The 22,793-nt window shown below is 61.7% G+C and carries 19 protein-coding genes (1 of these 19 running past the window's edge); 13 read left to right on the top strand and 6 right to left on the bottom strand.

The window, feature by feature from the left end; translation table 11 throughout:
• From AACH73_RS11485 to AACH73_RS11465, 5 genes are all read left to right on the top strand, one after another.
• A protein-coding gene (locus tag AACH73_RS11485; protein ID WP_272742448.1) for a hypothetical protein crosses the window boundary here: on the top strand, positions 1-29 show its 3' portion. 178 nt of this gene lie to the left of the window's left edge; only the last 29 of its 207 coding nucleotides appear in the window; its start codon lies beyond the left edge, outside the window; the stop codon is at positions 27-29.
• Between the two features lie 104 nt (positions 30-133).
• The gene (locus tag AACH73_RS11480; RefSeq protein ID WP_338736006.1) at positions 134-556 is read left to right on the top strand and encodes a response regulator; all 423 of its coding nucleotides are present in this window, start codon (positions 134-136) and stop codon (positions 554-556) included.
• 253 nt (positions 557-809) lie between these two features.
• Positions 810-1,271, top strand: a complete 462-nt coding sequence (locus AACH73_RS11475; protein ID WP_338736005.1) for a hypothetical protein — start codon at positions 810-812, stop codon at positions 1,269-1,271.
• Between the two features lie 180 nt (positions 1,272-1,451).
• Positions 1,452-2,996: a methyl-accepting chemotaxis protein gene (locus AACH73_RS11470; RefSeq protein ID WP_338736004.1), complete on the top strand. Its 1,545-nt coding sequence runs from the start codon at positions 1,452-1,454 to the stop codon at positions 2,994-2,996.
• A gap of 273 nt (positions 2,997-3,269) precedes the next feature.
• Complete coding sequence (locus AACH73_RS11465; RefSeq protein ID WP_338736003.1) at positions 3,270-4,814, top strand: tryptophan halogenase family protein; 1,545 nt, start codon at positions 3,270-3,272, stop codon at positions 4,812-4,814.
• Between the two features lie 191 nt (positions 4,815-5,005).
• Here the strand turns inward: AACH73_RS11465 and AACH73_RS11460 are convergent, their stop codons facing one another.
• The gene (locus AACH73_RS11460) at positions 5,006-6,367 is read right to left on the bottom strand and encodes a cation:proton antiporter (RefSeq protein WP_338736002.1); all 1,362 of its coding nucleotides are present in this window, start codon (positions 6,365-6,367) and stop codon (positions 5,006-5,008) included.
• Positions 6,368-6,579: 212 nt separating this feature from the next.
• On the opposite strand from AACH73_RS11460, the gene AACH73_RS11455 reads away from it, so the two are divergent.
• Both AACH73_RS11455 and AACH73_RS11450 read left to right on the top strand, forming a co-directional pair.
• Entirely contained in the window at positions 6,580-6,828 is a 249-nt protein-coding gene (locus AACH73_RS11455; protein ID WP_338736001.1) for a type II toxin-antitoxin system Phd/YefM family antitoxin, read from the top strand.
• On the top strand, positions 6,828-7,325 hold the full coding sequence (locus tag AACH73_RS11450; protein WP_290798246.1) for a PIN domain-containing protein: 498 nt from the start codon (positions 6,828-6,830) through the stop codon (positions 7,323-7,325). Before AACH73_RS11455 ends, AACH73_RS11450 begins: the two co-directional genes overlap by 1 nt.
• Before the next feature lie 98 nt (positions 7,326-7,423).
• Here the strand turns inward: AACH73_RS11450 and AACH73_RS11445 are convergent, their stop codons facing one another.
• The 3 genes from AACH73_RS11445 to AACH73_RS11435 are packed head-to-tail and all read right to left on the bottom strand — an operon-like array spanning position 7,424 to position 9,920.
• The gene (locus tag AACH73_RS11445; protein ID WP_338735999.1) at positions 7,424-8,221 is read right to left on the bottom strand and encodes a MetQ/NlpA family ABC transporter substrate-binding protein; all 798 of its coding nucleotides are present in this window, start codon (positions 8,219-8,221) and stop codon (positions 7,424-7,426) included.
• Positions 8,222-8,232: 11 nt separating this feature from the next.
• Complete coding sequence (locus AACH73_RS11440; RefSeq protein ID WP_338735998.1) at positions 8,233-8,904, bottom strand: methionine ABC transporter permease; 672 nt, start codon at positions 8,902-8,904, stop codon at positions 8,233-8,235.
• Complete coding sequence (locus tag AACH73_RS11435; RefSeq protein ID WP_338735997.1) at positions 8,901-9,920, bottom strand: ATP-binding cassette domain-containing protein; 1,020 nt, start codon at positions 9,918-9,920, stop codon at positions 8,901-8,903. The genes AACH73_RS11440 and AACH73_RS11435 overlap by 4 nt, the downstream gene beginning before the upstream one ends.
• Positions 9,921-10,666: 746 nt before the next feature.
• Here AACH73_RS11435 and AACH73_RS11430 point away from each other — a divergent pair.
• Positions 10,667-13,807, top strand: a complete 3,141-nt coding sequence (locus AACH73_RS11430) for a TonB-dependent receptor (RefSeq protein WP_338735995.1) — start codon at positions 10,667-10,669, stop codon at positions 13,805-13,807.
• A gap of 177 nt (positions 13,808-13,984) precedes the next feature.
• Positions 13,985-14,245, top strand: a complete 261-nt coding sequence (locus tag AACH73_RS11425; protein ID WP_013480787.1) for a GlsB/YeaQ/YmgE family stress response membrane protein — start codon at positions 13,985-13,987, stop codon at positions 14,243-14,245.
• A 70-nt stretch (positions 14,246-14,315) separates the two neighbouring features.
• Here AACH73_RS11425 and AACH73_RS11420 read toward each other — a convergent pair whose 3' ends face one another.
• The gene (locus AACH73_RS11420; RefSeq protein WP_272742437.1) at positions 14,316-15,062 is read right to left on the bottom strand and encodes a FadR/GntR family transcriptional regulator; all 747 of its coding nucleotides are present in this window, start codon (positions 15,060-15,062) and stop codon (positions 14,316-14,318) included.
• 291 nt (positions 15,063-15,353) lie between these two features.
• Here AACH73_RS11420 and manD point away from each other — a divergent pair, with 291 nt between their 5' ends.
• From manD to AACH73_RS11405, 3 genes are all read left to right on the top strand, one after another.
• Positions 15,354-16,562 carry a D-mannonate dehydratase ManD gene (gene manD, locus AACH73_RS11415; RefSeq protein ID WP_272742436.1) on the top strand — a complete coding sequence of 403 codons (1,209 nt, stop codon included), beginning with the start codon at positions 15,354-15,356 and terminating at the stop codon, positions 16,560-16,562.
• A 229-nt stretch (positions 16,563-16,791) separates the two neighbouring features.
• Entirely contained in the window at positions 16,792-18,885 is a 2,094-nt protein-coding gene (locus AACH73_RS11410; RefSeq protein WP_338735994.1) for an alpha-glucuronidase family glycosyl hydrolase, read from the top strand.
• Positions 18,886-19,054: 169 nt separating this feature from the next.
• Entirely contained in the window at positions 19,055-20,497 is a 1,443-nt protein-coding gene (locus tag AACH73_RS11405; protein WP_338735993.1) for a methyl-accepting chemotaxis protein, read from the top strand.
• A gap of 88 nt (positions 20,498-20,585) precedes the next feature.
• Here the strand turns inward: AACH73_RS11405 and AACH73_RS11400 are convergent, their stop codons facing one another.
• On the bottom strand, positions 20,586-21,539 hold the full coding sequence (locus AACH73_RS11400; protein WP_338735992.1) for an NAD-dependent epimerase/dehydratase family protein: 954 nt from the start codon (positions 21,537-21,539) through the stop codon (positions 20,586-20,588).
• A 74-nt stretch (positions 21,540-21,613) separates the two neighbouring features.
• On the opposite strand from AACH73_RS11400, the gene AACH73_RS11395 reads away from it, so the two are divergent.
• Positions 21,614-22,537, top strand: coding sequence for a LysR family transcriptional regulator (locus AACH73_RS11395; RefSeq protein ID WP_338735991.1), 924 nt, complete (start codon positions 21,614-21,616; stop codon positions 22,535-22,537).
• Positions 22,538-22,793 lie beyond the last annotated feature (256 nt).

Genomic DNA, 22,793 nt, shown 5'->3' with positions numbered 1-22,793 from the left:
GTATCCGCAAGCCGAAGACCCACCTGTAAACGATGACAGTCAATACTGATTTTTTACGGTCCTTACGGGTAAGGACGGGCCGCGTCATTGAAGTGCGGCCTCCGTAAAATATCATTGTTCTCAAAGGTTTGTTATGATTGATTGTCAAGAACGCAAGGGCAGGGCGGCCACGGCACCCGCGCCTTTGAAAGTGCTGGTCGTTGACGACAATCAGGCCTCGGCCCTCACCTTAAGCTGGGCCATCGAATCGTGGGGCGATGAGGTGCGGACCTGTTTCGACGGTCTCAGCGCCATGGAGACGGCGCGCAGCTTCCACCCCGACGTCGTGCTGCTCGATCTGGGGATGCCGGAAATAGACGGCCTGAGTGTGGCGCGGGCCCTGCGCGCCGATCCGCGCACGCGCCGCTGCAAGATTATCGCCCAGACCGGTTGGGGCGATGCGGGCCGACGCCGGGAAACGGCGCAGGCCGGCTTTGACCTGCATCTGATCAAGCCCATCGACTTTACGGTCCTGCAGGACATGTTTGAGCTGTTCCGCCTGATGCCCAGCCGTTAAATCAGAAACCACGACGGCAACTAGGACGATTGCTCAAAAATAAACGTTTGCGCGAAACGTTCTCATAAATTAAACTCAAATATTATGCCAATACAGGCTGTAAATCTCCGTTTGTCGCAATATGCGACACTGAGATATTTTGCCACATTATTTATATTTGCACAAAAGATAGACGCGACAATCGCTTAATACATCATTTATTATTACGAGCGCGATCATCCCCTAACGCCGTTATGGCGGCTGGAGGATGCACATGAACATACATTCCGTAAAAACGAAGATCGTCGCCCTGTCGGCGCTCTGTCTTCTGATGGCGACCGGGGCCCTGGTTGGTTTCGGCATATTTTCGTCGGGCAAGACCGCGCACTTTGTGAACCAGAATGTGCAGGGCCTGCTGGATCGCAACAGCAGCGAGTCCCTGACGCGGCTGGCCGATGCGCAGGCCGGGACGATCCGCACCGAGGTCGATACGGCCTTTTCCGCTGCCCGTAACATGGCGCGCAGCCTAGAAGTCATCGCCGGTCCGCGCGGCGTGCCGCGCGCGCAACGGCGTCAGCACCTGAACCAGATCCTGCTGGGGGTGCTGAAAGACAATTCGCGCTTTAACGGCACCTATAGCGCCTGGGCACCCAATGCGCTGGACGGAGCCGACGCGGCCTATGTCAACCGCAAAGAAGCAGGCTCCGACGCCACGGGCCGCGCCCTGCCCTACTGAACGCGCAATGCGCAGGGCGAGATCGCGCTTCAGCCGCTGGTCGAATACGACAGTCATGACCGCCACGCCAACGGCCTGATCAAGGGCGGCTGGTTCCTCAGCCCGCAGGCCAATGGCAAGGAGAGCATCCTCGCCCCCCTGCCCTATATCGTACAGGGCAAACACGTCTTTCTGGCCACCATGTCGGTGCCCATCGTCATCGACGGCCAGTTCAAGGGCGTGGCCGGGGCCGATTTCGATCTGTCCTTCGTGCAGGTTCTGGCCCAGTCGGTGAAGAAGTCGATCTATGAGGGCAAGGGCAATGTGACCATCGTCACCTCTGACGGGCTGGTGGTCGCCTCAAGCGCCTTCCCCGACGCCGTTGGCGGCTCGGTGCAGTCGGTCGATCCGTTGACCTGGCGGGCGCTGGACACCGTCAAAGGCGGGCGCTCGGCCGTCGATTTCGACAAAAAGAACGATCAGATGCGCGTCTATGCCCCCATTCAACTGGGCCGCAGCGGACAGTTCTGGTCGGTGATCATCACCGTGCCGCGCACCGTCGTCATGGCCGATGCCGACAAGCTGTCCAATGCGCTCAAGGCGCGCGGCGGCAGCGACTCCCTCTGGGAGATCGTCTGCGCCCTGATCGTGGCGGTTCTGGGGATCGCGATGATCGCCGTTACGGCCAATAATGTCGCCAACCCCATTGCCCGCCTCACCGAGGCGCTGGGCCGGCTGGCCTCTGGTGAAAAGCTGCGCGAAATCGCCGGGGCGGGGCGCAAGGACGAGATCGGCGACATTTCGCGGGCGGTTGACCGCATCCGCATCGTCACCGAGGAAGAGGCCCTGCAAAAGGCCGCCGATGCCGAGGCCGAACGCCAGAGGCAGGATCAGGCACGGCGTCAGATGATGCTCAAACTGGCCGATGAGTTTGAAAAGTCGGTGGGCGGCATCGTCTCTCTGGTGTCTAGCGCGGCCACCGAAATGCAGGCCTCGGCACAGCAGCTGACCGCCACCGCGCAGCAGGCTTCGGCGCAATCGGTCGCGGTATCTGCCGCCGCCGAAGAGGCCGGGGCCAATGTCACCTCGGTGGCCTCGTCCGCCGAAGAACTGGGTGCCTCGGTCAATGAGATCGGGCGTCAGGTCGAAACCTCGGCCAGCATTTCTTCGGAAGCCGTGGAAGAGGCCAGCGGCGCGGTGCGGCTGGTGGACGAACTGAATACGGTGGCCGTCAGCATCGGCGGCGTGGTCGATCTGATCGCCGGGCTGGCCAGCCAGACCAACCTTTTGGCGCTCAACGCCACCATCGAGTCGGCACGCGCCGGCGAAGCAGGCAAGGGCTTTGCCGTGGTCGCTTCCGAGGTCAAGGCGCTGGCCGGTCAGACGGCGCGGGCGACCACCGAAATTTCGGACAAGATCGCCCACATGCAAGAGGCGACCGCCAAGGCGGCGGCGGCCATCTCCAATATTTCCGGAACCATCGCCCACCTCAACCAGACCAACACCATCATCGCCTCCGCCGTCGAACAGCAGACGGCGGCGACGCAGGAGATCGTGCAAGCGGTCAATCAGGCCTCGGTCGGCACGCAGGAGGTGACCACCAACATCACCGGCGTGGCCATGGCGGCGGAACAGACCGGCACCTCTGCCGTGCAGGTACTGGGGGCGTCGGCCGAACTGGCGCAGCAGGCCGAGCGGCTGCATCAGGAGATGGACAAGTTCCTGCAAACCGTGCGCGCCGCCTGAGGCCCTGCACGGGCTGAGCCTAGAGCCGAATGATTTCAAATGGAATCATTCCGCTCAAGCCGCCATTGAGGCGGCGTCCAAGGTGGCAAAGCCACCGCCCGGCGAGGGGCTAAACAAAAATCCAGATCATTATGTTTCCACCAGAAATCATAATGATCGAGGGGCGGGACCGTCGAACGGCCCTGCCCCCGGCAAGCCGCAGGGTAAGCGTAATGACTCAGTGATCCGTCACGCCGATTGCCCGCGCCGCCAAAACGACGCATACTCAGGCCCATGACAGGCAAGCGCAGAATCCTGATCCTGGGGGGCGGTACGGCCGGATGGCTGGCGGCGGCCTATCTGGCGCGCTATTTCGACATCAAACGTCAGCCGCGCCTTGAGATCGTGCTGGTGGAATCACCGGAGATCAGCAGCGTCGGCGTCGGCGAAGGCACCTTCCCCACCATTCGCCAGACGCTGAAATTCATCGGCATCGACGAAGCGCCCTTCATGCGGCGCACCACTGCCACCTTCAAACAGGGCATCCGTTTTGCCGACTGGGTGAAGACGCCGGTCAACGGGCGGCACGAACACTATTTCCACCCGTTCGAAGCCCCCTACTATACCGAGGGCGAAGGGCTGGTCCCCTACTGGCTGTTGCAGGACGAGGCGACGCGCAAGCCCTTTGCCGAGGCCGTAACGTTTCAGAAGCGCGTGGCCGAGGCGCGGCGCGCGCCCAAACGCCCGCACGAAGGCGATTTTGCCGGGCCGCTGAACTACGCCTATCATTTCGACGCGCATCAACTGGCCGAGGTTCTGGCCGAGCGCGCCGTCGCGCTGGGGGTGGTGCATAAGCCCGCGCGGCTCGATGGGGTGGTGCTCGACCACACAGGCCAGATCGACCACATCGTCGCCGAGGGCGAGGTGCTGACGGCGGACCTCTATATCGACTGTTCGGGCTTCCGGGCCGAGCTGATCGGTAAGGCGCTGGAGTCGCCGTTCCGCTCGGTGCGCGGGACGCTGTTCACCAACAAGGCGCTGGCGTGCAAGGCGCCCTATGAGCGCCCCGACGCCCCTATCGAAAGCTATACGGTGGCCACGGCCCATGCGGCTGGCTGGACCTGGGATATCGGCCTCGATGGGCAGCGCGGGATTGGCTATACCTACTCGACCGACCACACGAGTGACGATGAGGCGGAAGCGACGCTGCGCCGCTATGTGGGCAGCAAGGCCGCGCTGAACCTGCGTGAGATTGCGTTCGAGCCTGGCTACCGCGAGCGCCCGTGGATCGGCAATTGCGTGGCGGTGGGGCTGGCGGGGGGCTTTATGGAGCCGCTGGAATCGACCGGCATTGTGATGATCGAGGTCGCCGTGGCCATGATCGCCGAAACGTTCCCGCACGCCGGGCCAATCGACGCCCCGGCCCGTCGCTTCAATTCGCTGATGACGGCGCGTTACGAGAATATCGTCACCTTCCTCAAGCTACACTACGCGCTGAGCCACCGCAGTGAGGCCTTCTGGCGCGACAATGCCGATCCGCAAACCTGGCCTGAGCGGTTGCGCGAGTTGCTGGAGCAATGGCGTTACCGGCCGCCCAGCCGGTTCGACTTCCTGATCGACGTCGAAACCTTCGCCTTCTTCAACTATCAGTACATTCTCTATGGCATGGGCTTCCGGACCGATCTCAGCGGGGCGCGCGACCACTTCCCGCATGTGGAAGACGCCAACCGGACCTTCGCCAAAATCCATAATTTCGGCGAGCGCGCGACGCTGGACCTGCCGCCGCACCGCACCCTGATCCGCCAGATCTATGCCGAGGGCTTTGCGGAGTCGGCATAAAAAAGCGCCCCGGCGGGAGGATCACCGGGGCGCTATGAGGTGATACAGTGGAATGATTTTTAATAGAATCATTCCACTCAAGCCGCCATTGAGGCGGCGGCCAAGGTGGCAAAGCCACCGACCGGCGAGGGGCTAAGCAAAAATCTGGATCATTATGTTTCTGCCAGAAATCATAATGATCCAGAGAAAAATCAGTCCGGCGACCGGTCCGGCAAGGCCCCAAGCTCGCCGCTTTCGCGCGCCTTGCGGCCATAGACGGCTTCGAACAGCGGCGAGGCCATGACCGTGGTGACAATCGCCATCAGCACCAGCATCGAGAACAGGGCCGGGCCGATAATGCCCTTTTGCAGACCGATATTGATGATGATTAGCTCCATCAGCCCGCGCGAGTTCATCAGCGCCCCGATACCCAGCGCCGTGCGGTTGTCTTCGCCGGTCAGGCGCGCCGCCGCGTAGCAGGCTCCGAACTTGGCGAGGATCGACACGGCCAGAATGGCCAGCGCGATCAGCAGCAGTTCGAGATTGTTGACCATATCGAGGCGCGTGTTCAGCCCCGAATAGGTGAAGAACATCGGCAAGAGCAGGATGACGGTCAGCGGTTCGACCTTCTTCTTCAGTTCCTCGGTAAACTTGCCCCGCGGCATGACCGTGCCCAGAATAAAGCCACCGAAGATGGCGTGGATGCCCACCGCGTCCATCACAAAGGCCGAGGTGGCAAAGGCGATCAGGGTAATGGCCAGAACCGTGTGGCTCATCTCGCCCTTTTGTTCGACCATGCGGCCCAGCGGTGCCAGAAGCGGCTTGCCCGCGAACACCACGAACAGGGTCCACGACAGGCCGCCGCCGATGGCCAGCACGGCGATACCCGGCCCGCCGCCAAAGGTGGCCAGCACGATGGCCAGCACGCACCACGACACGGCGTCGTCAAAGGCTCCGGCCGTCAGGGACAGGGTGCCCAGCGACGAATGGGCCAGACCGCGCTCATTGATAATGCGCGCCAGCATGGGGAAGGCGGTCAGCGCGATACAGGCCCCCATGAACAGGGTGGCATTGAACTGCGAAATGCCTTCGGCAAACAGGCCCGGCACCGTCAGAAGCCAGGGCGTAATCAGCAAGGCCATCAGGAACGGCACCGTAATGCCCGAAAACGAGACCGCCGCGGCGCTTTTGCCCTTTTGCGCAAAATGGTCGGCGCGGAAGGTGCAGCCGACGAGGAACATATAAAGGCCCACGCCCAGTTGCGCCCCGACATAGAGGACGTTGCGGCTTTCCTTGGGGAAGATGGCCCCCTGAAGATCGGGGAACAGAAGCCCCAGAAGCGATGGCCCCAGAATGACCCCGGCGATCATTTCGCCGACCACCTGCGGCTGCGCCAGAAACTTCTGACCCAACCAGCCGACCACGCGGCACGCCAGAATGATCAGGCCGATTTGCAGGAAGAAGCGGATGCTGAAGTCGTTGGCATTATAGGTGCCATTGGGCCCATGCGGCGACAGGAGGGTGGTGATGGTCTCAAACGTGTGAGCCCACATGTCGGGTGTAGCGACGGTCATGCGAGTCTGTGATCCCCTGATTGATCTGTGTTCGGCCTTCTTTTGAGCGAGACCGGTGGCTGAGACAGACACAGAAATCACGCCGGACGCAACCGGTTGCCGGCTTAAAAAAACGTTTTGAAATACCGCGTTTGAAAATTGTTGCTAAAGGGTCACGATGTAGTAACGTCACTACATGTTAGCGCGCTCATTTGTAGCAACGTAGGTGCAAATTGACGACCTTTTCCAGCCGGGAGTTTAATCAGGATGTCGGCAGCGCCAAACGCGCCGCCCTGTCGGAACCCGTGTTTATCACTGATCGGGGCAAGCCGACTCATGTCCTTTTGAGCTTTGAGGCCTATCGCGCCCTGTCGGGGCAGACGGAGACTCTGGTCGATCTGCTGGCGCTCAGCGAAGGGGTCGCGATTGACCTCGACGCCGCCCGCGCCGGGGATGGCTGGGATCGGCAGGGAACTGTTTAATGTACCTGCTCGATACACCCATCGTTATGGAACTGCGCAAGGCCAAGGCCGGTGACACCGATCCTGGCCTGACGCGCTGGGCGTCGGGTATAGGGCGTCAGCACCTGTTCCTGTCGGTGCTGAGCTTGCTGGAGATGGAAACCAGCGTCGCCGCCGCCGAAAAGCGTGACGCGGAAAGCGGGCGTCTGCTGCGGCAATGGCTGGACGAACAGGTGCCGCGCGCCTTTGAAAACCATATCCTGCCCATCGACGCAGCGGTGGCCCGCCGGCGGGCGGCTCTCCATATGAGCGATTCCCGCGATGCGCTGATGGCCGCGACCGCCGCCGTGCACGGCCTGACGCTCGTGACCCCCTCACCGGCGGCCTTCAAGGCGGGCAAGGTCAAGACCTTCAATCCGTTCGGCTATACGCCCGAAGAGGCCGACACCTCCGCCGACTGGCGCGAAGCCTCACGCTCCGGCCCGCAATGGTTCCGCAACCTGTTTGTCAGGTTTTAGAGCGCATTCCGAAAAGTGTGCAACGGTTTTCGGAATCAAATGCGCGACAAACCAAAGCGTTAGAGCGGGATTTCGATTCAACCTGAACGAAATTCGCTCTAAAACGCCGCAATGACCGCACCATTATAGGTTTTGGCGATGAAGGCCTTGACCTTCTGAGAAGTCAGGGCCTCGGCCAGCGCCTTGATACGCGGGTCGTCTGTCTTGTCGGCGCGCGCCACCAGATAGTTGATGTACGGGCTGTCCGACCCTTCGATGATCAGGGCGTCTGTCTTGGGGTCCAGCTTGGCATCCAGCGCGTAGTTGGTGTTGATCAGGGCCAGATCGACCTCCGGCAGGACGCGCGGCAGGGACGGCGATTCCAGTTCCTTAAACACAAAGCCCTTGGGGTTACCGGCGATGTCTTTCAGAGTCGCATTGATATTGTTAGGGTCTTTCAGCGTGATCAGGCCGTTCTTGTGCAGCAGGATCAGGGCGCGCCCGGTGTTCGAGGCATCATTGGGCACGGCGATGACCGCGCCCTGCGGCAGGTCGGCAATCGTCTTATGTTTGCGCGAATAGCCGCCAAACGGCTCGACATGCACGCCGACCACGGTGACCAGCTTCGTGCCGCGTTCCTTATTGAACGAGTCGAGATAGGGCAGGGTCTGGAAATAGTTGGCGTCGATCAGGCCCTGATCGACCTGAAGGTTCGGCTGCACATAGTCGTTAAAGACCTTGATATCGAGCGTGATGCCCTTGGCCGCCAGATCGGGGGTGATGACCTTGAGGATTTCGGCGTGCGGCACGGCGGTGGCCGCGACGCTGAGGACATTGCCCTTGGCGGTCGGCTTGTCGCAGGCGGCCAGAGCAGAGGCGGCAACACCGGTCAGGATCAGATGACGACGAGACAGCATGAGTATCTTCCTTATTTCTTCGAGACGCGCGCCACCAGCGCATCGCCCAGCATTTGCAGCCCCTGAACCAGGGCAATAATCAGCACCACCGTCACCACCATGACATCGGTCTGGAAGCGTTGATAGCCATAGCGCACGGCCAGATCGCCGAGGCCGCCCGCCCCCACCACACCGGCCATGGCCGTATAGGAGACGAGCGCGATGGCCGTCACCGTCGCCGCCGCAATCAGGCCCGGCAGGGCTTCGGGCAGAAGGGTGTGCAGGATGATCTGACGCTTTGAGGCTCCCAGCGCCTGCGTGGCCTCGATGACCGAGCGATCGACTTCGCGCAGGGCGTTTTCGACCAGCCGCGCGAGAAATGGCGCGGCCCCCAGAACCAGAGGCGGAATGGCGCCCTTCACGCCCAAAGACGTGCCGACCAGCGCCAGAGTGACCGGGATCAGCAGGATGAACAGGATCACAAAGGGGATGGAGCGCAGCACATTGACCGCAAAACTCAGCAGGCCATAGAGGAGCGGATGGGGGCTTAAGCCCTGACGGCTGGTGACCGACAGCCACACCCCCAGAGGCAGGCCCAGCGCGAGGCTGAGCAACAGGGAGGCACCCACCATGCCGAGCGTCTCACCGCTGGCGCGGGCGATTTCCGCCGGGTCGATATTGGCAAAAAACTCAGGCCCCATCATTGGACCGCCTCCGTCACGCTGACGCCGCGCGCCCGCAGACGCGCCAGCGCCTCGGCGCGGTCAGGCCCGGACATATCGACAATCATATGGCCATAGGGGCCGGATTTGAGGTGCGACACCTGCCCGGACAAGACGCTGAAGCGCGCCTGAAGCCCCTGCACGGCCGCCGACAGGGCGTCGGAATAGACCACCTCGCCGAAATAGGTCAGGGTGACCGCGCCTTCGCCCACGCCGTCGGGCGGCGGCGGCAGGATGTGCTTCGACAGGGCGCGACCGGCGGCGCTCACCGGGGCGAACAGCACCTGTTCCACCGTGCCGACCTCGGCCAGCCGCCCGTGATCGAGCACGGCCACGCGGTCGCACACCTGACGCACCACCTCCATCTCATGCGTCACCAGCACGATGGTCAGGCCCAGTTCGCGGTTCAGTTCGGCCAGCAGCGTCAGTATGCCCTGCGTCGCCTCCGGATCGAGCGCCGAGGTCGCTTCGTCACACAGCAGGATGTCCGGCGCATTGGCCAGGGCACGGGCAATGGCCACGCGCTGCTTCTGGCCACCCGAAAGCTGCGCCGGGTATTTCTGCGCGTGGGCGCTGAGACCGACGCGGTCGAGCAGATCAAGCGCCCGCTGGCGGCGGGTGCCGGACGTGCCCGTCCCGGCCAGCTCCAGCGCATAGGCGACGTTGTGCAGCGCTGTCTTGCTCGACAACAGGCCAAAGGACTGAAAGATCATGCCCATCTTGTGCCGCAGGGCCGACAGGGCGCGCGCATCCAGACCGCTGAGATCGACGCCATTGACCTCCACCCGGCCTTCGCTGGGCGTTTCCAACCGGTTGAGCAGGCGGATCAGGGTCGATTTGCCGGACCCCGACGGGCCGATAATGCCAAACACCTCACCGCGCGCGATATCGAGATCGACGCCATCCAGCGCCGCCTGCACGCCGCTCTTGGACACGAAGCGCCGGGTCACGCCACGCAGCGCGATCACCGAAGCCGGATTGTGCACATCTGAAACCATCAGGCGGTCTTAAAGCGCCTGTTCCGGCCTGTGAAGCGTGTTTTTCTGCGCCCACGAATGACGCTTACTAAACTGGCGGACACAGCGAGAGCGCGGCGTCTCAAAATAGTGATCGTTTTTGACATAATTTGAATATTTCAAATGTGAAAATTGCGCACGGCGTCAATTTTGAGGCAGTGACTTTGAGGGAATCAAGCACTTTCTTCTGCATACCAAGTATATACAGATTACCGGTAAAACCGTCCCACTTTTATATGTATTAAAAAACGATTATCGGAGTGAATTACAGTTTATTTACCCCGCATTGACGACACATTGTCGCCCCATTTCGTCAGCGTTTGACATATTGTGTGGCATTTTTGCCTGTGAAACGTCGATATTTGACATTTTCATAAAAATAGCCGCGCTATTTAAGGCGCAGGACTTGACTGATCGTTTTTGATCGTAAATGTTCGCAGCGCTGATAAATTGATCATCGCGCCACGAGGGTACCAACCCAAGGGCACGCCCGCGACACCCCACGGGCAAACGATGAGGGAGACTCGCCCCCTTCAGGAGCCGTTTGTGTGGCTCCACCGCCTTCCCCGCTCCGGTCCTGCGTCCCTGCACACCGATGGCCTGCGGACGGCGGCGCTCCGGCCTGTCTCCCGTTTCGATGTGTCCGCCGGTGTCGTGCCCGGTCGTCCCCCTCCCCGGACGTGAAGGCCGGGCCACCGTCCCGCAGATTGCTCAGGAGCCCCAAAGGTATGATCCGTCGCCCCTCCCCCCGCTTCCTTTCCTCGCGCCTGAAAAGCGCCTCCGCCCTGACCGCAGTCGCCCTGCTGGGCCTGTCCGGTGTCGCCTTTGCGCAGGAGGCCGCCCCCGCTGCCCCGGCACAGGAAGAGATTGAAACCGTTGTGGTCACCGGCACACGCGCCTCGCTGGCCTCGGCCATCACGCGCAAGAAGCGCGCCGCCACCGTATCGGACTCCATCGTCGCCGAAGATATCGGTCAGTTCCCGGACAAGAATGTCGGCGAAGCGCTGGGCCGCGTGACCGGCGTGCAGTTGTCGCGCGACATGGGCGAAGGCAATCAGGTGTCCATCCGCGGGGTTGAGCCTGATCTCAACCGCGTGGAAATCAATGGCATGAGCGTCATGTCCACCGCCGGCAATCTCAACGTCTATGGTGGGGGTGGCCGTTCTAACGACTTCCGCGAACTGCCGTCCGAAATCGTCAAGTCGATTGATGTGTTCAAGGGCTTTACCGCTGACATGACCGAAGGCGGCATCGGCGGCACCGTCGCCGTAACCACCAACCGTCCGCTCGATTTCCGCAAACCGACCTTCTCCGTGACCGCCTCCTATCAGAATCTGGATACGGTTGATGGCTGGACGCCGCGTGCCAACCTGTTCGGAGCGACGAAGTTCCTCGATGACCGTCTGGGGGTGATGGCCAATGTCACCTATGACCGCGTCAATACCCGCGGCGACTATTACGACGGCAATTCGTGGGCCCGACTGGCGGACTTTGACAATTCCGCCGAAAAGACCGCCAGCTATTATAATCAGGGCTACGGTCAGTCCGTCAGCGATGCCATAGCCGCCGTCACGACCAAGGCCGCCTGTGCCACCCTGACCACGCCGGACGCCAGCAAGCTGACGACGGCTCAGGCGCGCACGGCCTGCGAAACCCAATGGTACGACTATAGCCCGCGCGTGCCCCGCTACCGCGTATGGACCCGCGACGATGAGCGCGTCTCGGCAGAGTTTCAGGTTCAGTACAAGATCAGCGACCGCATGGATGTGTGGGCGGGCTATCAGCATAATCGCCGCTCGCAAACCCTGAACGACATCAATTACGGCACGGGCTTTACTTCGCTCGACGCGCTGAACTATTCGGCCAACGGGGCCAACTGTGCCCGCGTGACGGCGGCCACCGCCGCCAAAACGCCGGGCATCAAGGTCGATGCCAACCACAATGTCACGGAATTCGTCATCGGGGACTGCGTCACCACCGCCAACCGTGGCGGCAACAACGCGTTCAGCGTCTCGTCACGCGACTTCAGCTACACCTCGACCTCAAAATACCTGCAATATGGGCTGAACTATCGCGGTGAGCGCTGGCGCGTCGAATTTGCCGGATCGAACGCCGAGACGGAAACGCTGAGCCAGACCAACAATGTCAGCGTCAGCTACAATACGCCCGGTCTGAAGGTCACGATCGACCCCAACACCTCCGCCCCGATCTTTACCTTCGCTCAGGGCTATAGCCCCGCCGATGCGTCAGCGGTGAGCCAGTACCAGATCCAGTATCGTCCGTCGCAATCGGCCAATTCCGAAGATCAGTACAAGCTCGACTTTACCCATGATACCGACCTGCCCTTCCTCAAGGGGGTGAAGTTCGGTGGCCGTTACACCGATACCGTGACGTCCGGCTATGGCTATGGCGGCTTCATCGTCAATGCCGGGTCCGATCTGGCCAGCGAGCTGGACAATACGGTCATCTATGCCAACTCGGTCAATTCGACGGCGACGGTCAGCAATAGCGCCACTGTGGATCAGACCGCGCCGGCCTATGGCAACCCGTACCAGACCAGCTACTGGAATACGACGGAGACCTGGTCACGGGCCTTCTCCAATCAGGTCTTTGCCAATGCGATGACGCCCCTGCCGTCAAACTTCTATTACGGCGGTACCAGCAACCTGCCGTCTAGCTGGCTCTACCCGACCTTTAATCAGGTCGCGCAGTATCTCGATACATCACACTTCAATCTGGACAATCTCTACACCACCGTCGGCAGCGACGGAAAAACCTACAGCCAGATTCCCTACAATGTGAAGGAAGTCACGGACGCGCAGTATGCCCGCTTCGACTACGGCTTCCCAGCCTTCGGTCTGGAGTTCGAAGGTAATTTCGGGGTGCGTCGCGTTCATACCGAAACGACGGCCAGCGGTCAGAACACGCGTCGTGAAACGCGTCTGGTCAATGGCGTCGCGACCACGGCCATCGTGTCCAACACCCAGACGACGATGACCAAGGACTATACGGTGTGGTTGCCGAGCTATAACATCAACACTTGGATTATCCCGTCGCAACTGAACATCCGCGCCGGCTTTGCCAAGCTGATGGCGCGTCCGCTTGTCAATTATCTTCAGCCCAGCATCGACTGCACCATCAACTACACCAATGATGGGACGTCGGAAGACGGCCCCGATAGCTGCAATGCCGGTAATCCGGGTCTGAAGCCTTATCGCGCCGATCAGTCCGATATTTCGGTGGAATGGTATCCGAACCGCGACACGCAGCTTTCGGCAGGCTTCTTCTACAAGAACATCAAATCCTTCTACATCGCCTCGCGCACCAATCTGGGGCAACAGGATGTGTTCGGCGACGGCACGCTTTATTACTACAACAGCTATATCAACGGTCAGGGTGCCAAGATTTCGGGTCTTGAACTGACCGCCAAGACCGCCTTCACCTTCCTGCCGGGCTGGCTGTCGGGCTTTGGTGCCGACGCCAACTATACCTATCAGGAGGCCAAGGATGTAGGCGTTTACAGCCAGCTCGACGGCTCCGAACTGCCATATCCCGGCCTGTCTTCAGACAGCTACAACGTCACCCTGTGGTACGATAAGGGCCAGATCAATGCGCGTCTGGCCTATAATTACCGCTCAAAATATCTGGTGACGGCGGCCGACACCTCGCTCAATCCGGTGTTCAAAGACCCGACAGGTTATCTGGATGGCAAGGTCACCTGGAAGCCGGGCCCCAAGGGTCTCAGCCTCTTTATCGAAGGGAAAAACCTGACCGAAGAGGACGAGTCCACCTGGGCAGGTGATATCCGACTGATCAGTACCGGCTATTCCGGCCGTCGCGTCTTCTTTGGCTTCACATACAAGAATTAAAGTCCGTTTCCTCCCTGACCTGTCACCCGCCGCCTGCCCCCCGCAGGCGGCGGTTTTTTGTGTTTGCACGGTTTTTATGCCCCGGCGTCACGGCGGCATTTCCGCCTTATCGGACGAATGAGAGGGTAGGGCTCAGTACAGGGGGCGTCCTGTCCCCAAAGACCGAGGAGCCTGATTATGAACGAAAATTCCATTGGCTGGCTGACAGCCCTGATCGTCGGTGCCTTTGCCGGCTGGATCGCCGAGCAACTGATGAAGTCCGAACAGGGTCTGTTCATGAACATCCTGCTGGGTGTTATCGGGGCCGCCGTGGCGAACGGGCTTCTGGCCATCCTCGGCATCTCGTTCGGCGGGGTGATCGGTTATCTGATCGCCGGTGTCATCGGGGCCTGTCTGCTGATTGGGCTCAGCCGCATGTTGCGCGGTCGCCGGGCGTAAGGCGCTCAACGCGTTGACCTGAAAAAAGCCTGCTCCGCGAGGGGCAGGCTTTTTTCAGATCTTACGGTTTTCAGGCTTTGAGAAACCGCTTGGCCAGCGCCTTGCGCCGCGCCTCACCGGCGGCACGGGCCTTTTCCACCTCGACCAGTTCGGTGGTCGCCAGCAGGTGTTCGATCACGCGGTCCATATGCTCACGCATGGCCTGACGTGCGGCCTCGGGGGAGCGTTGTTCCAGCGCCTCGATAATCTGGCTGTGTTCGGCGACGCGCGCCTTCATGCCCAGATTGGCCGTCCGCGCCAGAATATTGCGCGCCAGTGGCGAACGGTAGCGCCAGTCCCACAGGTTTTCGACCGAGGACACAATGGCGCCGTTGCCCGTAACCTGAGCGATCAGCATATGAAATTCGCGGTCGGCGCGTTCGGAAATGGCCGGAGACGGGTCTTCCATGCGCCGGGCCAGCTTTTTCAGCTCATCCAGTTGTTCATCGCTGATCAGGGTGGCCGCCAGCGCCGCCACCTCGCTTTCGAACAGGCGGCGCGCCTCGATCAGCTCAAAAGCGCCGATCTCGGAATCGGACATGGGCAGGGGATCGGGCGACACGGCCTTGACCACGATGCCATGGCCTTGGCGCGCTTCAATATAGCCCAGGATTTCCAGCGCGATCATGGCCTCACGCAGGGTCGGGCGGCTCACCTTGAACTGCACCGCCAACTCGCGCTCGGTCGGCAGGCGGTCGCCCGCCGTATAGACGCCGGAGCGGATTTCTTCGGCGATGGAGTCGGCGATGCGTTTATAGCGTTTGCGAGTATCAGACATGGGACCGTTATCAGATTCGCCCGACTATGCCCCATCAGCCGCCGTTTTGAAACGGAAAAGACAGGAGGTCGCGCCGCTTTTTGGCCTGACCAATAAGACAGTCGAGTTTAACCAAGTGGGGCAAAGCTCTGCACATCACAATTTTAATGGCTTTTGTAACGAAGTTTCGGGTGTTTAAGCCTGTCTTCAGATCGAAAACCTGCTTGATCCCACGCAGTTTGTGCTTGCCATCGGGCGTGCAAAGCGGCAATAAGGACTGAATAGGTCATACCAATTTAAGGCGTCCGTCTCATGAAGATCGTATCGGCAAAAGTCATTGTCACCTGCCCCGGCCGGAATTTCGTCACCCTCAAGATCCTGACGGACGAAGGCGTCTATGGCATTGGTGACGCCACGCTGAACGGGCGTGAGCTGTCGGTCGTCTCCTATCTCGAAGACCATGTGATTCCCTGCCTGATCGGGCGCGACCCGCAGCAGATCGAGGACATCTGGCAATATCTCTATCGCGGGGCCTACTGGCGTCGCGGTCCGGTGACCATGTCGGCCATTTCCGCCGTCGATATGGCCCTGTGGGACATCAAGGGCAAGATCGCCGGCCTGCCCGTCTATCAGCTTCTGGGCGGCCGGTCGCGCACCGGCGTCATGGTCTATGGTCACGCCAACGGCACCACTATCGAGAACACCATCGAGGTGGCGCAGGAATACAAGGCCATGGGCTATAAGGCCATCCGCCTGCAATGCGGCGTGCCGGGGCTGGCCTCCACCTACGGCGTGTCGAAGGACAAGATGTTCTATGAGCCCGCCGATGCCGACCTGCCGACCGAAAACGTCTGGTCCACCGAGGCCTATATGCGCGTGGTGCCCAAGCTGTTTGCCGCCGCGCGTGAAGCCCTGGGCGAAGAGGTCCACCTGCTGCACGACGTCCACCACCGCCTAACGCCGATCGAAGCCGGGCGTCTGGGGCGCGACCTTGAACCCTATCGTCCCTTCTGGATGGAGGATTCGGTCGTGGCGGAAAATCAGGACAATTTCAAACTGATCCGTCAGCACACCACGACGCCTCTGGCCGTCGGGGAAATCTTCTCCTCGATCTGGGACGCCAAGGACCTGATCCAGAACCAGCTGATCGACTATATCCGCGCCACCGTCGTCCACGCGGGCGGCATTTCGCACCTGAAAAAGATCGCTTCGTTTGCCGAGCTGTACAACGTCCGCACCGGCTGCCACGGCGCGACCGACCTGTCGCCGGTGTGCATGGCGGCGGCCCTGCACTTCGACGTCTCGATCCCGAACTTCGGCATTCAGGAATATATGCGCCACACGCCGGAAACCGATGAGGTCTTCCCGCACGGCTATTATTTCGACAAGGGCGACCTGATGGTCTCCGAAACGCCGGGCCTCGGCGTCGATATCGACGAAGACCTGGCGGCGAAGTATCCCTATAAGCGCGCCTACCTGCCGGTGAATCGTCTGCAGGACGGCACGCTGTTTAACTGGTAAAAGATCATACCTCCCCAGCTTGCTGGGGAGGGGGACCGCACGAGATCGCAAAGCGAGCGAGATGTGGTGGTGGGGGCATTTCAGATATCATGCAGATAATCTGACAAGGCTTTACCCCACCTCCGTCGATTCCGGCGGCATCCCCCCCTGATTTGGCTTCGCCGAACTGGCGTTTCAGGGGAGGAACTTAAAAACCGCACCCGCAAAGCGGGGCACCACAGGAGGGAAGATGCGTAGGCTTATCCACGCGCTGTGCGCGCTTGTCTGTCTGCTGGCGGCCCCGGCCTTTGCCGAGGACGGTTACGATCTGTGGCTGCGCTACAAGCCGGTGGCCAGCGCCCACACCCTCCCTCGTGCTATTGTTGCTCAAGGCACCCCCTCGCCCACGGTCAGCGCGGCGGTGGCCGAGCTGCAACGGGGCCTGTCCGGCCTGTCCGGGCACACGGTTTCCGTGGCCCGAAATGTTAGCGCTCCCTCGGTCGTTCTGACGCGGAATGCGACGCCCGATGCGGCGCTGGGCCGCGAAGGCTATGCGATCCGTAACGGCCGTCAGAACGGCCAGCCGATCGTGCGCATCCGCGCCAACAGCGATATTGGCCTGCTGTACGGGGCTTTCGCTTATCTGCGGCACGTCCAGACCGGGGCCACCGCCGACACCACCGACGTGCCCAAGGTCAAACTCCGCCTGCTCAACCACTGGGACAATCTCGACGGTACGGTCGAGCGCGGCTATGCCGGCGCGTCTCTATGGGACTGGTGGCGGCTGCCGGACCTGAAGGACCCGCGCTACACCGACTATGCCCGCGCCAATGCCTCCATCGGCATCAACGGCACGGTGCTGAATAACGTCAATGCCAAAGCGGCGTCGCTGACCGCGCCCTATCTCGACAAGGCGGCGGTGCTGGCCGACACCTTCCGCCCCTACGGCATCCGCGTCTATCTGTCGGCGCGCTTTTCGGCCCCCATCGAACTGGGGGGTCTAAAGACCGCCGATCCGCTCGACCCCGCCGTGCGCGCCTGGTGGAAGGCCAAGGCGGATGAAATCTACGCCAAAATCCCCGACTTCGGTGGCTTCCTCGTCAAGGCCAATTCCGAAGGCCAGCCCGGCCCGCAGGACTACGGCCGCACGCACGAGGACGGGGCCAATATGCTGGCCGAAGCGCTGGGGGACCGCGGTGTCGTGATGTGGCGGGCCTTTGTCTATAAGGCCGAGGTCGCCGACGACCGCCACAAGCAGGCCTATAGCGAGTTCAAACCGCATGATGGAAAATTCGCCCCCACTGTGCTGGTGCAGGTGAAGAACGGTGCCATCGACTTTCAGCCGCGGGAGCCCTTCCATCCGCTGTTCGGGGCCATGCCCAAAACGCCGCTGATGGTCGAGTTCCAGATCACCAAGGAGTATCTGGGCTTTGCCACCCATCTCGCCTATCTGGGTCAGTATTACGAGGAAACGCTGCGCGCCGACACTTTTCAGAACGGCCAGAAGGGCTGGAGCGTCGCCCGCGTCGTGGAAGGCGAACATCACGCCCTCAGCGGTATGGCGGGCGTGGCCAATATTGGCACGGATCGCAACTGGTCCGGTTCGCACTTCGATCAGGCCAACTGGTACGCCTTCGGGCGGCTGGCGTGGAACCCGCAAGGCTCGGCGCGCGACATCGCGACCGAATGGGCGAAGATGACCTTCACCCCCGACCCGCGCTTTGTGACGCCCGTCGTCGCCCTGATGATGCGCTCGCGCGAGACGGTGGCGGACTATATGACGCCGCTGGGGCTGCATCACCTGATGGACACGGGCCACCACTACGGCCCCGGCCCGTGGGTCGATAATCTGGGCCGGCCCGACTGGAACCCGGTCTATTACCATAAGGCGGACGCCAACGGCATCGGCTTTGACCGCACCAAAACCGGCTCTGATGCCCTGAGCCAGTACGACCCGCAGGCGCAGAAGGCGTGGACCGATCCGAAGACGATGGATGAGCGCTATCTCCTGTGGTTCCACCACCTGTCGTGGGACTACCGGACGCGCTCCGGACGCCCGCTGTGGGAGGAACTGGTCCTCACCTATGACAAGGGAGCGAAGGACGCCGCCGCGATGCAACAGACATGGGCGGCGATGAAGCCCTATGTCGATGCCGAGCGCTTCGAGGCCATCGCCAGCACCCTGCGCATACAGGCGCGCGAAGCCAAATGGTGGCGCGACGCCTCTATCGCCTATTTCCAGTCGAAGTCGGGCCGTCCACTGCCCGCCGGGGTGGCGGCGCCGGAAAAGTCACTCGACTATTATAAATCCCTGACCTTCCCCTATGCGCCGGGGCATCACTAAAAAAAATGGGCGAAAGGTGATCCAGCTCAAATCCCGGCACGTATAATTCCTTTGTTGTAAAATAAATAATTGAACTTTATAAGTTTTTTATAAAAGCAGCGTTCGATTTTAACGCGCGCTTTACCAACGGCGTAACAATGCTACGTCAGAAGTTGCGTAAGGTTTTGCCATGCTCGTTAAATCGAAGACCGACCACCGCCCGCGCTATGAGGCTCTGTCGCGGACCCAGGCCATCATCTGCTTCACGCCCGATGGGACCATCGAAGACGCCAATGACCGCTTTTGCGAGGCCATGGGCTATAATCGCAGCGAAATCATCGGGCGGCACCACAGCCTGTTCGTCGATCAGGCCTATGCGGCCAGCGACGACTATCGCGCCTTCTGGGCCGATCTGAAGGCCGGACGCTTCCGCTCGGATGAATTTGAACGGCTGGGTAAGGGCGGCAAGCGCGTCACGCTTCAGGCCACCTATTCGCCCATCGAAACCAACGGCCGCGTCACCGGCGTCATCAAGATCGCCACCGTCGTCGAAAGCCGCAAGGCGCAGCAGGAACGCATCGCTCGCCTGCTGGAGACGCTGGACAAGCTGCCCGTACCGATCATGACCTGCGATCCGCAGACCTTCGTCATCGACTACGCCAATGAGGCTTCGATCCGCATGTTGGGCAAGATCCAGCAATATATCAACGTCAAGGCCGATGAGATCATCGGCTCCAAGATCGACGTCTTCCACAAGGTGCCGGAGCATCAGCACCGGATGCTGAAGGCCATGGGCAGTGACGGCCATCAGACGACGATCAAGGTCGGGCCGGAATATCTGGAGCTGAAGATCAACCGCATCGCCGGAAGACCCCTGCTCGTCTGGTACGTGGTAACGCACCGGGTGGCCATGGCCAAGGGGATGGAAGATACCGTCGCTGAAATGACGCGCGTCGGCGATGCCGTCACCTCGCAGGCCGGTGAGCTGTCGGGCTATGTCCGCGAAACCATGACCCTGACCGGCACCGTCGCCAATGCGGTGTCGGAACAGGCCACCGCCATCCACGAAGTCGCCATGCGCACCACCGACGTGGCCAGAGAGGCCGAGGCGGTCGAAACCGCCAGTATCGGCACCAAGCATCAGCTCGAAGGACTGACCGGTGCGGTCGGCAGCATTTCGGACGTGGTGTCCACCGTGTCCTCCATCGCCGAACAGACCAAGCTGCTGGCGCTCAACGCGACGATCGAGGCGGCGCGCGCCGGGGCCGCCGGTGCCGGCTTTGCGGTCGTGGCTTCTGAGGTCAAGGCCCTCTCCGAACAGACAGCTAAGGCCACTTCGGAGATCGGCAAGCGCATCGAGGCCATTCAGGCCGAAACGCGCAAGACGGTCGATACGGTGTCCGGCGTCATCAACGGCATCGGACAGATCACCCAGCTGGTCAATTCGGTGGCCTCGGCCACGCAGGAGCAGCGGGCCGTGGCGCAGTCGGTCTCCGAAACCATGGGCCGCGTCGCCGAATATGCCGAAAACACCGGCAAGTCCGCCGAACGGGTGGCCGGCATTTCCGACACGGTGCGCGCCACGGCGCAGGAGCTGAGCAGCCGTCTGGCGGAGTTCGTCAAGAAGGAATAGAGCGATAGGTCGAAAAGTGTGAGCGGTTTTCGACAAAAATATCGCGACAAAACAAAAATTTAAAGCGGCATGAGGCTGGCATTGAAAATCATGCCGCTCCAGGCGCGGCCACCCGGCCATAGCTGAGCGCCGTTTGCGCGATACCCACCTCAAACGGCGTCACCTCAAAGCCGAAGCGCTGCGTCAGCTTGCGCCCGTCGATATGGTAGGGGCGGTCAAACAGGAAGCGCATGTCGTGCAATTCGCGCATAAAAGGCGTGACCAGCCCCAGCACGGGCAGCAGGCTTTGCGGGATGGCTTGGATCCGCGCGGGCTTCCCCAGCGCCTCAGCCCCCAGCGCGATCAACTGACGCGGCGTGCGCGTCGGCGCGCTCGGCATATGCCAGACCTGACCATATTCGGCCGCCGGCAGGTCGAGCAAGAGGGCCATGGCGCGCGCCACATCCGGTATGTAGGCGAAATCGTGCGGCGTATCCGGCGGGGCGATCAGTTGCGCGGGCTTACCCTGCGCCAGCCGCCCGAAGACCAGATCGCCCAGATGGCTGTTGCTGACGCCGGGACCGTAGAAATCCGGCACGCGCAGGGCGCTCATTACCACCTCGCCCTTCGCCGCCGCCGTCTGCCACTGCTCGGAGATAGCGCGGCGCACCGCCGGCTTGCCGCCCCAGCGGGCATAGGGCGTCGTTTCCGAAATCGGCGCGTTTTGCGGTCCGTACATATAGAGATTATCGAAGAAGAGCGTTTTCGCGCCGGTCTCGCGGGCCGCCTTGAGCAGGTTCGTCATGGCCACGGGCCAGCTTTGCCGCCACACGGCGGTCGAATATTCAAAGCCGATGGTGATGACGATGTGGGTCGCGCTGCGCGTCACCGCCTGCACGGCAGCGGCATCGAGCACGTCCGACGCCATGAAATCCACACCCGGCGGCAGGTCTTTGGGGCGCTTGCGCTGGGTGATGAGGGGGCGGCGGCCTTCGGCGACCAGACGTTCGGTGAGGCTGTGGCCACCGGGGCCGTAACCAAAGATGACGATTTTCTCGGACATGACACACTCCTGTGACTGTCCCCAAGATAAGGCCGGTTGAACTATATCAAAAATGCATTATTTATATAAGCATTATGCAGAATAAGAATTTAGCCGCCGTCGATCTCGACCTGCTGCCGGTGCTAGAAGCCCTGCTAAGGCGGCGCAACGTCACCCACGCCGCGCAGGAGGTGGGCCTCAGCCAGCCCGCCGTCAGCCGCGCCCTTTCGCGGTTGCGCGACCTGTTCGACGATCCTCTGCTGATCCGCGCTGGCGGCGGCCTGACCCTGACGCCGAAGGCCGAGCGGCTGGCCCCGCAGGTGGCGGCAGCGCTTGAGGGCTTGCGCGGTCTGTTTCGTGAGGCGGGCTTCGACCCGGCGCAGGAAAGTCGCACGGTGCGGCTGGTGGCCTCGGACGTGCACGCGGTGCTGCTGTTGCCGCCGCTGATGGCGCGGCTGGCGCACGAGGCCCCCGGCATCGACGTGCAGGTCTCGGCCTATGGCCCGGATACGGTCACCCGGATGCAGCAGGGACGGCTCGATCTCGCCTTTGCGCTGGAGACGACGCCCCTGCCCGTCGGGACCGAAAGCCTGCCGCTGGGGGAAGACCGGCTGGCGCTGGTGATGCGACGGGGGCATCCGCTGGCCGACAGGCCCCTCACCCCGGAGGATTATGAACGCTTCCCGCACGCCGCCATCAGCATTTTCGGCGATGGCCAGTCCGAGCTGGACGCGGCGCTGGCGGCGCGGGGCCTGTCGCGCCAGATCGCCCTGACCACTCCCTATTTCATGGCGGCGCTGGCCACAGTCGGCCACAGCAACCTTCTCACCACCCTGTCCGCAGCGCTGGCGCAGCGCATGGCCGACAGTTTCGGCCTCGTCTGCCGCCCCACACCCCTGGCACCGGAGCCCATGCGGCTGGTGCTGGTGTGGGACCGCCTGCGCGGCCGCGACCCGGCCCTGATCTGGTTCCGCGAACGGCTGCGAGACGTGGCGGCGGAGGTCTATTCGGTCACCTGATACAAACGTCCGAAGATGCTGATCGCATCCGGCCGTTGAAGACACCGAAAAACCGCAATGAGCGCTTACGGTGATTTGTGTCCGGACTGGCGAAGCGCCGTCCCTGACCCTTATCCCCCCTTCTCGTTCTGGCTGCGCCCGCTTCCACGCCGAGTGCGCTCCAACCCTCTTTAAGTCCGCCCCTCAGCGGACAGGAACATCATGTACACATCTCTTACCCCCACGGCTCCGAACGGCCGTCACGGTCGCATTGCGG

Source organism: Asticcacaulis sp. DW145, assembly GCF_037101385.1.
GTDB lineage: Bacteria > Pseudomonadota > Alphaproteobacteria > Caulobacterales > Caulobacteraceae > Asticcacaulis > Asticcacaulis currens.
The sequence above is the reverse complement of the archived record's forward strand: the minus strand, read 5'-3'. Positions and strand labels throughout refer to the sequence as shown.

Excerpts from the sequence above, each read along its gene's own strand:
- AACH73_RS11480 (WP_338736006.1), top strand. The coding sequence starts at position 134 with ATGATTGATTGTCAAGAACGCAAGGGCAGGGCGGCCACGGCACCCGCG.
- AACH73_RS11475 (WP_338736005.1), top strand. The coding sequence starts at position 810 with ATGAACATACATTCCGTAAAAACGAAGATCGTCGCCCTGTCGGCGCTC.
- AACH73_RS11470 (WP_338736004.1), top strand. The coding sequence starts at position 1,452 with ATGTCGGTGCCCATCGTCATCGACGGCCAGTTCAAGGGCGTGGCCGGG.
- AACH73_RS11465 (WP_338736003.1), top strand. The coding sequence starts at position 3,270 with ATGACAGGCAAGCGCAGAATCCTGATCCTGGGGGGCGGTACGGCCGGA.
- AACH73_RS11460 (WP_338736002.1), bottom strand. The coding sequence starts at position 6,367 with ATGACCGTCGCTACACCCGACATGTGGGCTCACACGTTTGAGACCATC.
- AACH73_RS11450 (WP_290798246.1), top strand. The coding sequence starts at position 6,828 with ATGTACCTGCTCGATACACCCATCGTTATGGAACTGCGCAAGGCCAAG.
- AACH73_RS11445 (WP_338735999.1), bottom strand. The coding sequence starts at position 8,221 with ATGCTGTCTCGTCGTCATCTGATCCTGACCGGTGTTGCCGCCTCTGCT.
- AACH73_RS11440 (WP_338735998.1), bottom strand. The coding sequence starts at position 8,904 with ATGATGGGGCCTGAGTTTTTTGCCAATATCGACCCGGCGGAAATCGCC.
- AACH73_RS11435 (WP_338735997.1), bottom strand. The coding sequence starts at position 9,920 with ATGGTTTCAGATGTGCACAATCCGGCTTCGGTGATCGCGCTGCGTGGC.
- AACH73_RS11430 (WP_338735995.1), top strand. The coding sequence starts at position 10,667 with ATGATCCGTCGCCCCTCCCCCCGCTTCCTTTCCTCGCGCCTGAAAAGC.
- AACH73_RS11425 (WP_013480787.1), top strand. The coding sequence starts at position 13,985 with ATGAACGAAAATTCCATTGGCTGGCTGACAGCCCTGATCGTCGGTGCC.
- AACH73_RS11420 (WP_272742437.1), bottom strand. The coding sequence starts at position 15,062 with ATGTCTGATACTCGCAAACGCTATAAACGCATCGCCGACTCCATCGCC.
- manD (WP_272742436.1), top strand. The coding sequence starts at position 15,354 with ATGAAGATCGTATCGGCAAAAGTCATTGTCACCTGCCCCGGCCGGAAT.
- AACH73_RS11410 (WP_338735994.1), top strand. The coding sequence starts at position 16,792 with ATGCGTAGGCTTATCCACGCGCTGTGCGCGCTTGTCTGTCTGCTGGCG.
- AACH73_RS11405 (WP_338735993.1), top strand. The coding sequence starts at position 19,055 with ATGCTCGTTAAATCGAAGACCGACCACCGCCCGCGCTATGAGGCTCTG.
- AACH73_RS11400 (WP_338735992.1), bottom strand. The coding sequence starts at position 21,539 with ATGTCCGAGAAAATCGTCATCTTTGGTTACGGCCCCGGTGGCCACAGC.
- AACH73_RS11395 (WP_338735991.1), top strand. The coding sequence starts at position 21,614 with ATGCAGAATAAGAATTTAGCCGCCGTCGATCTCGACCTGCTGCCGGTG.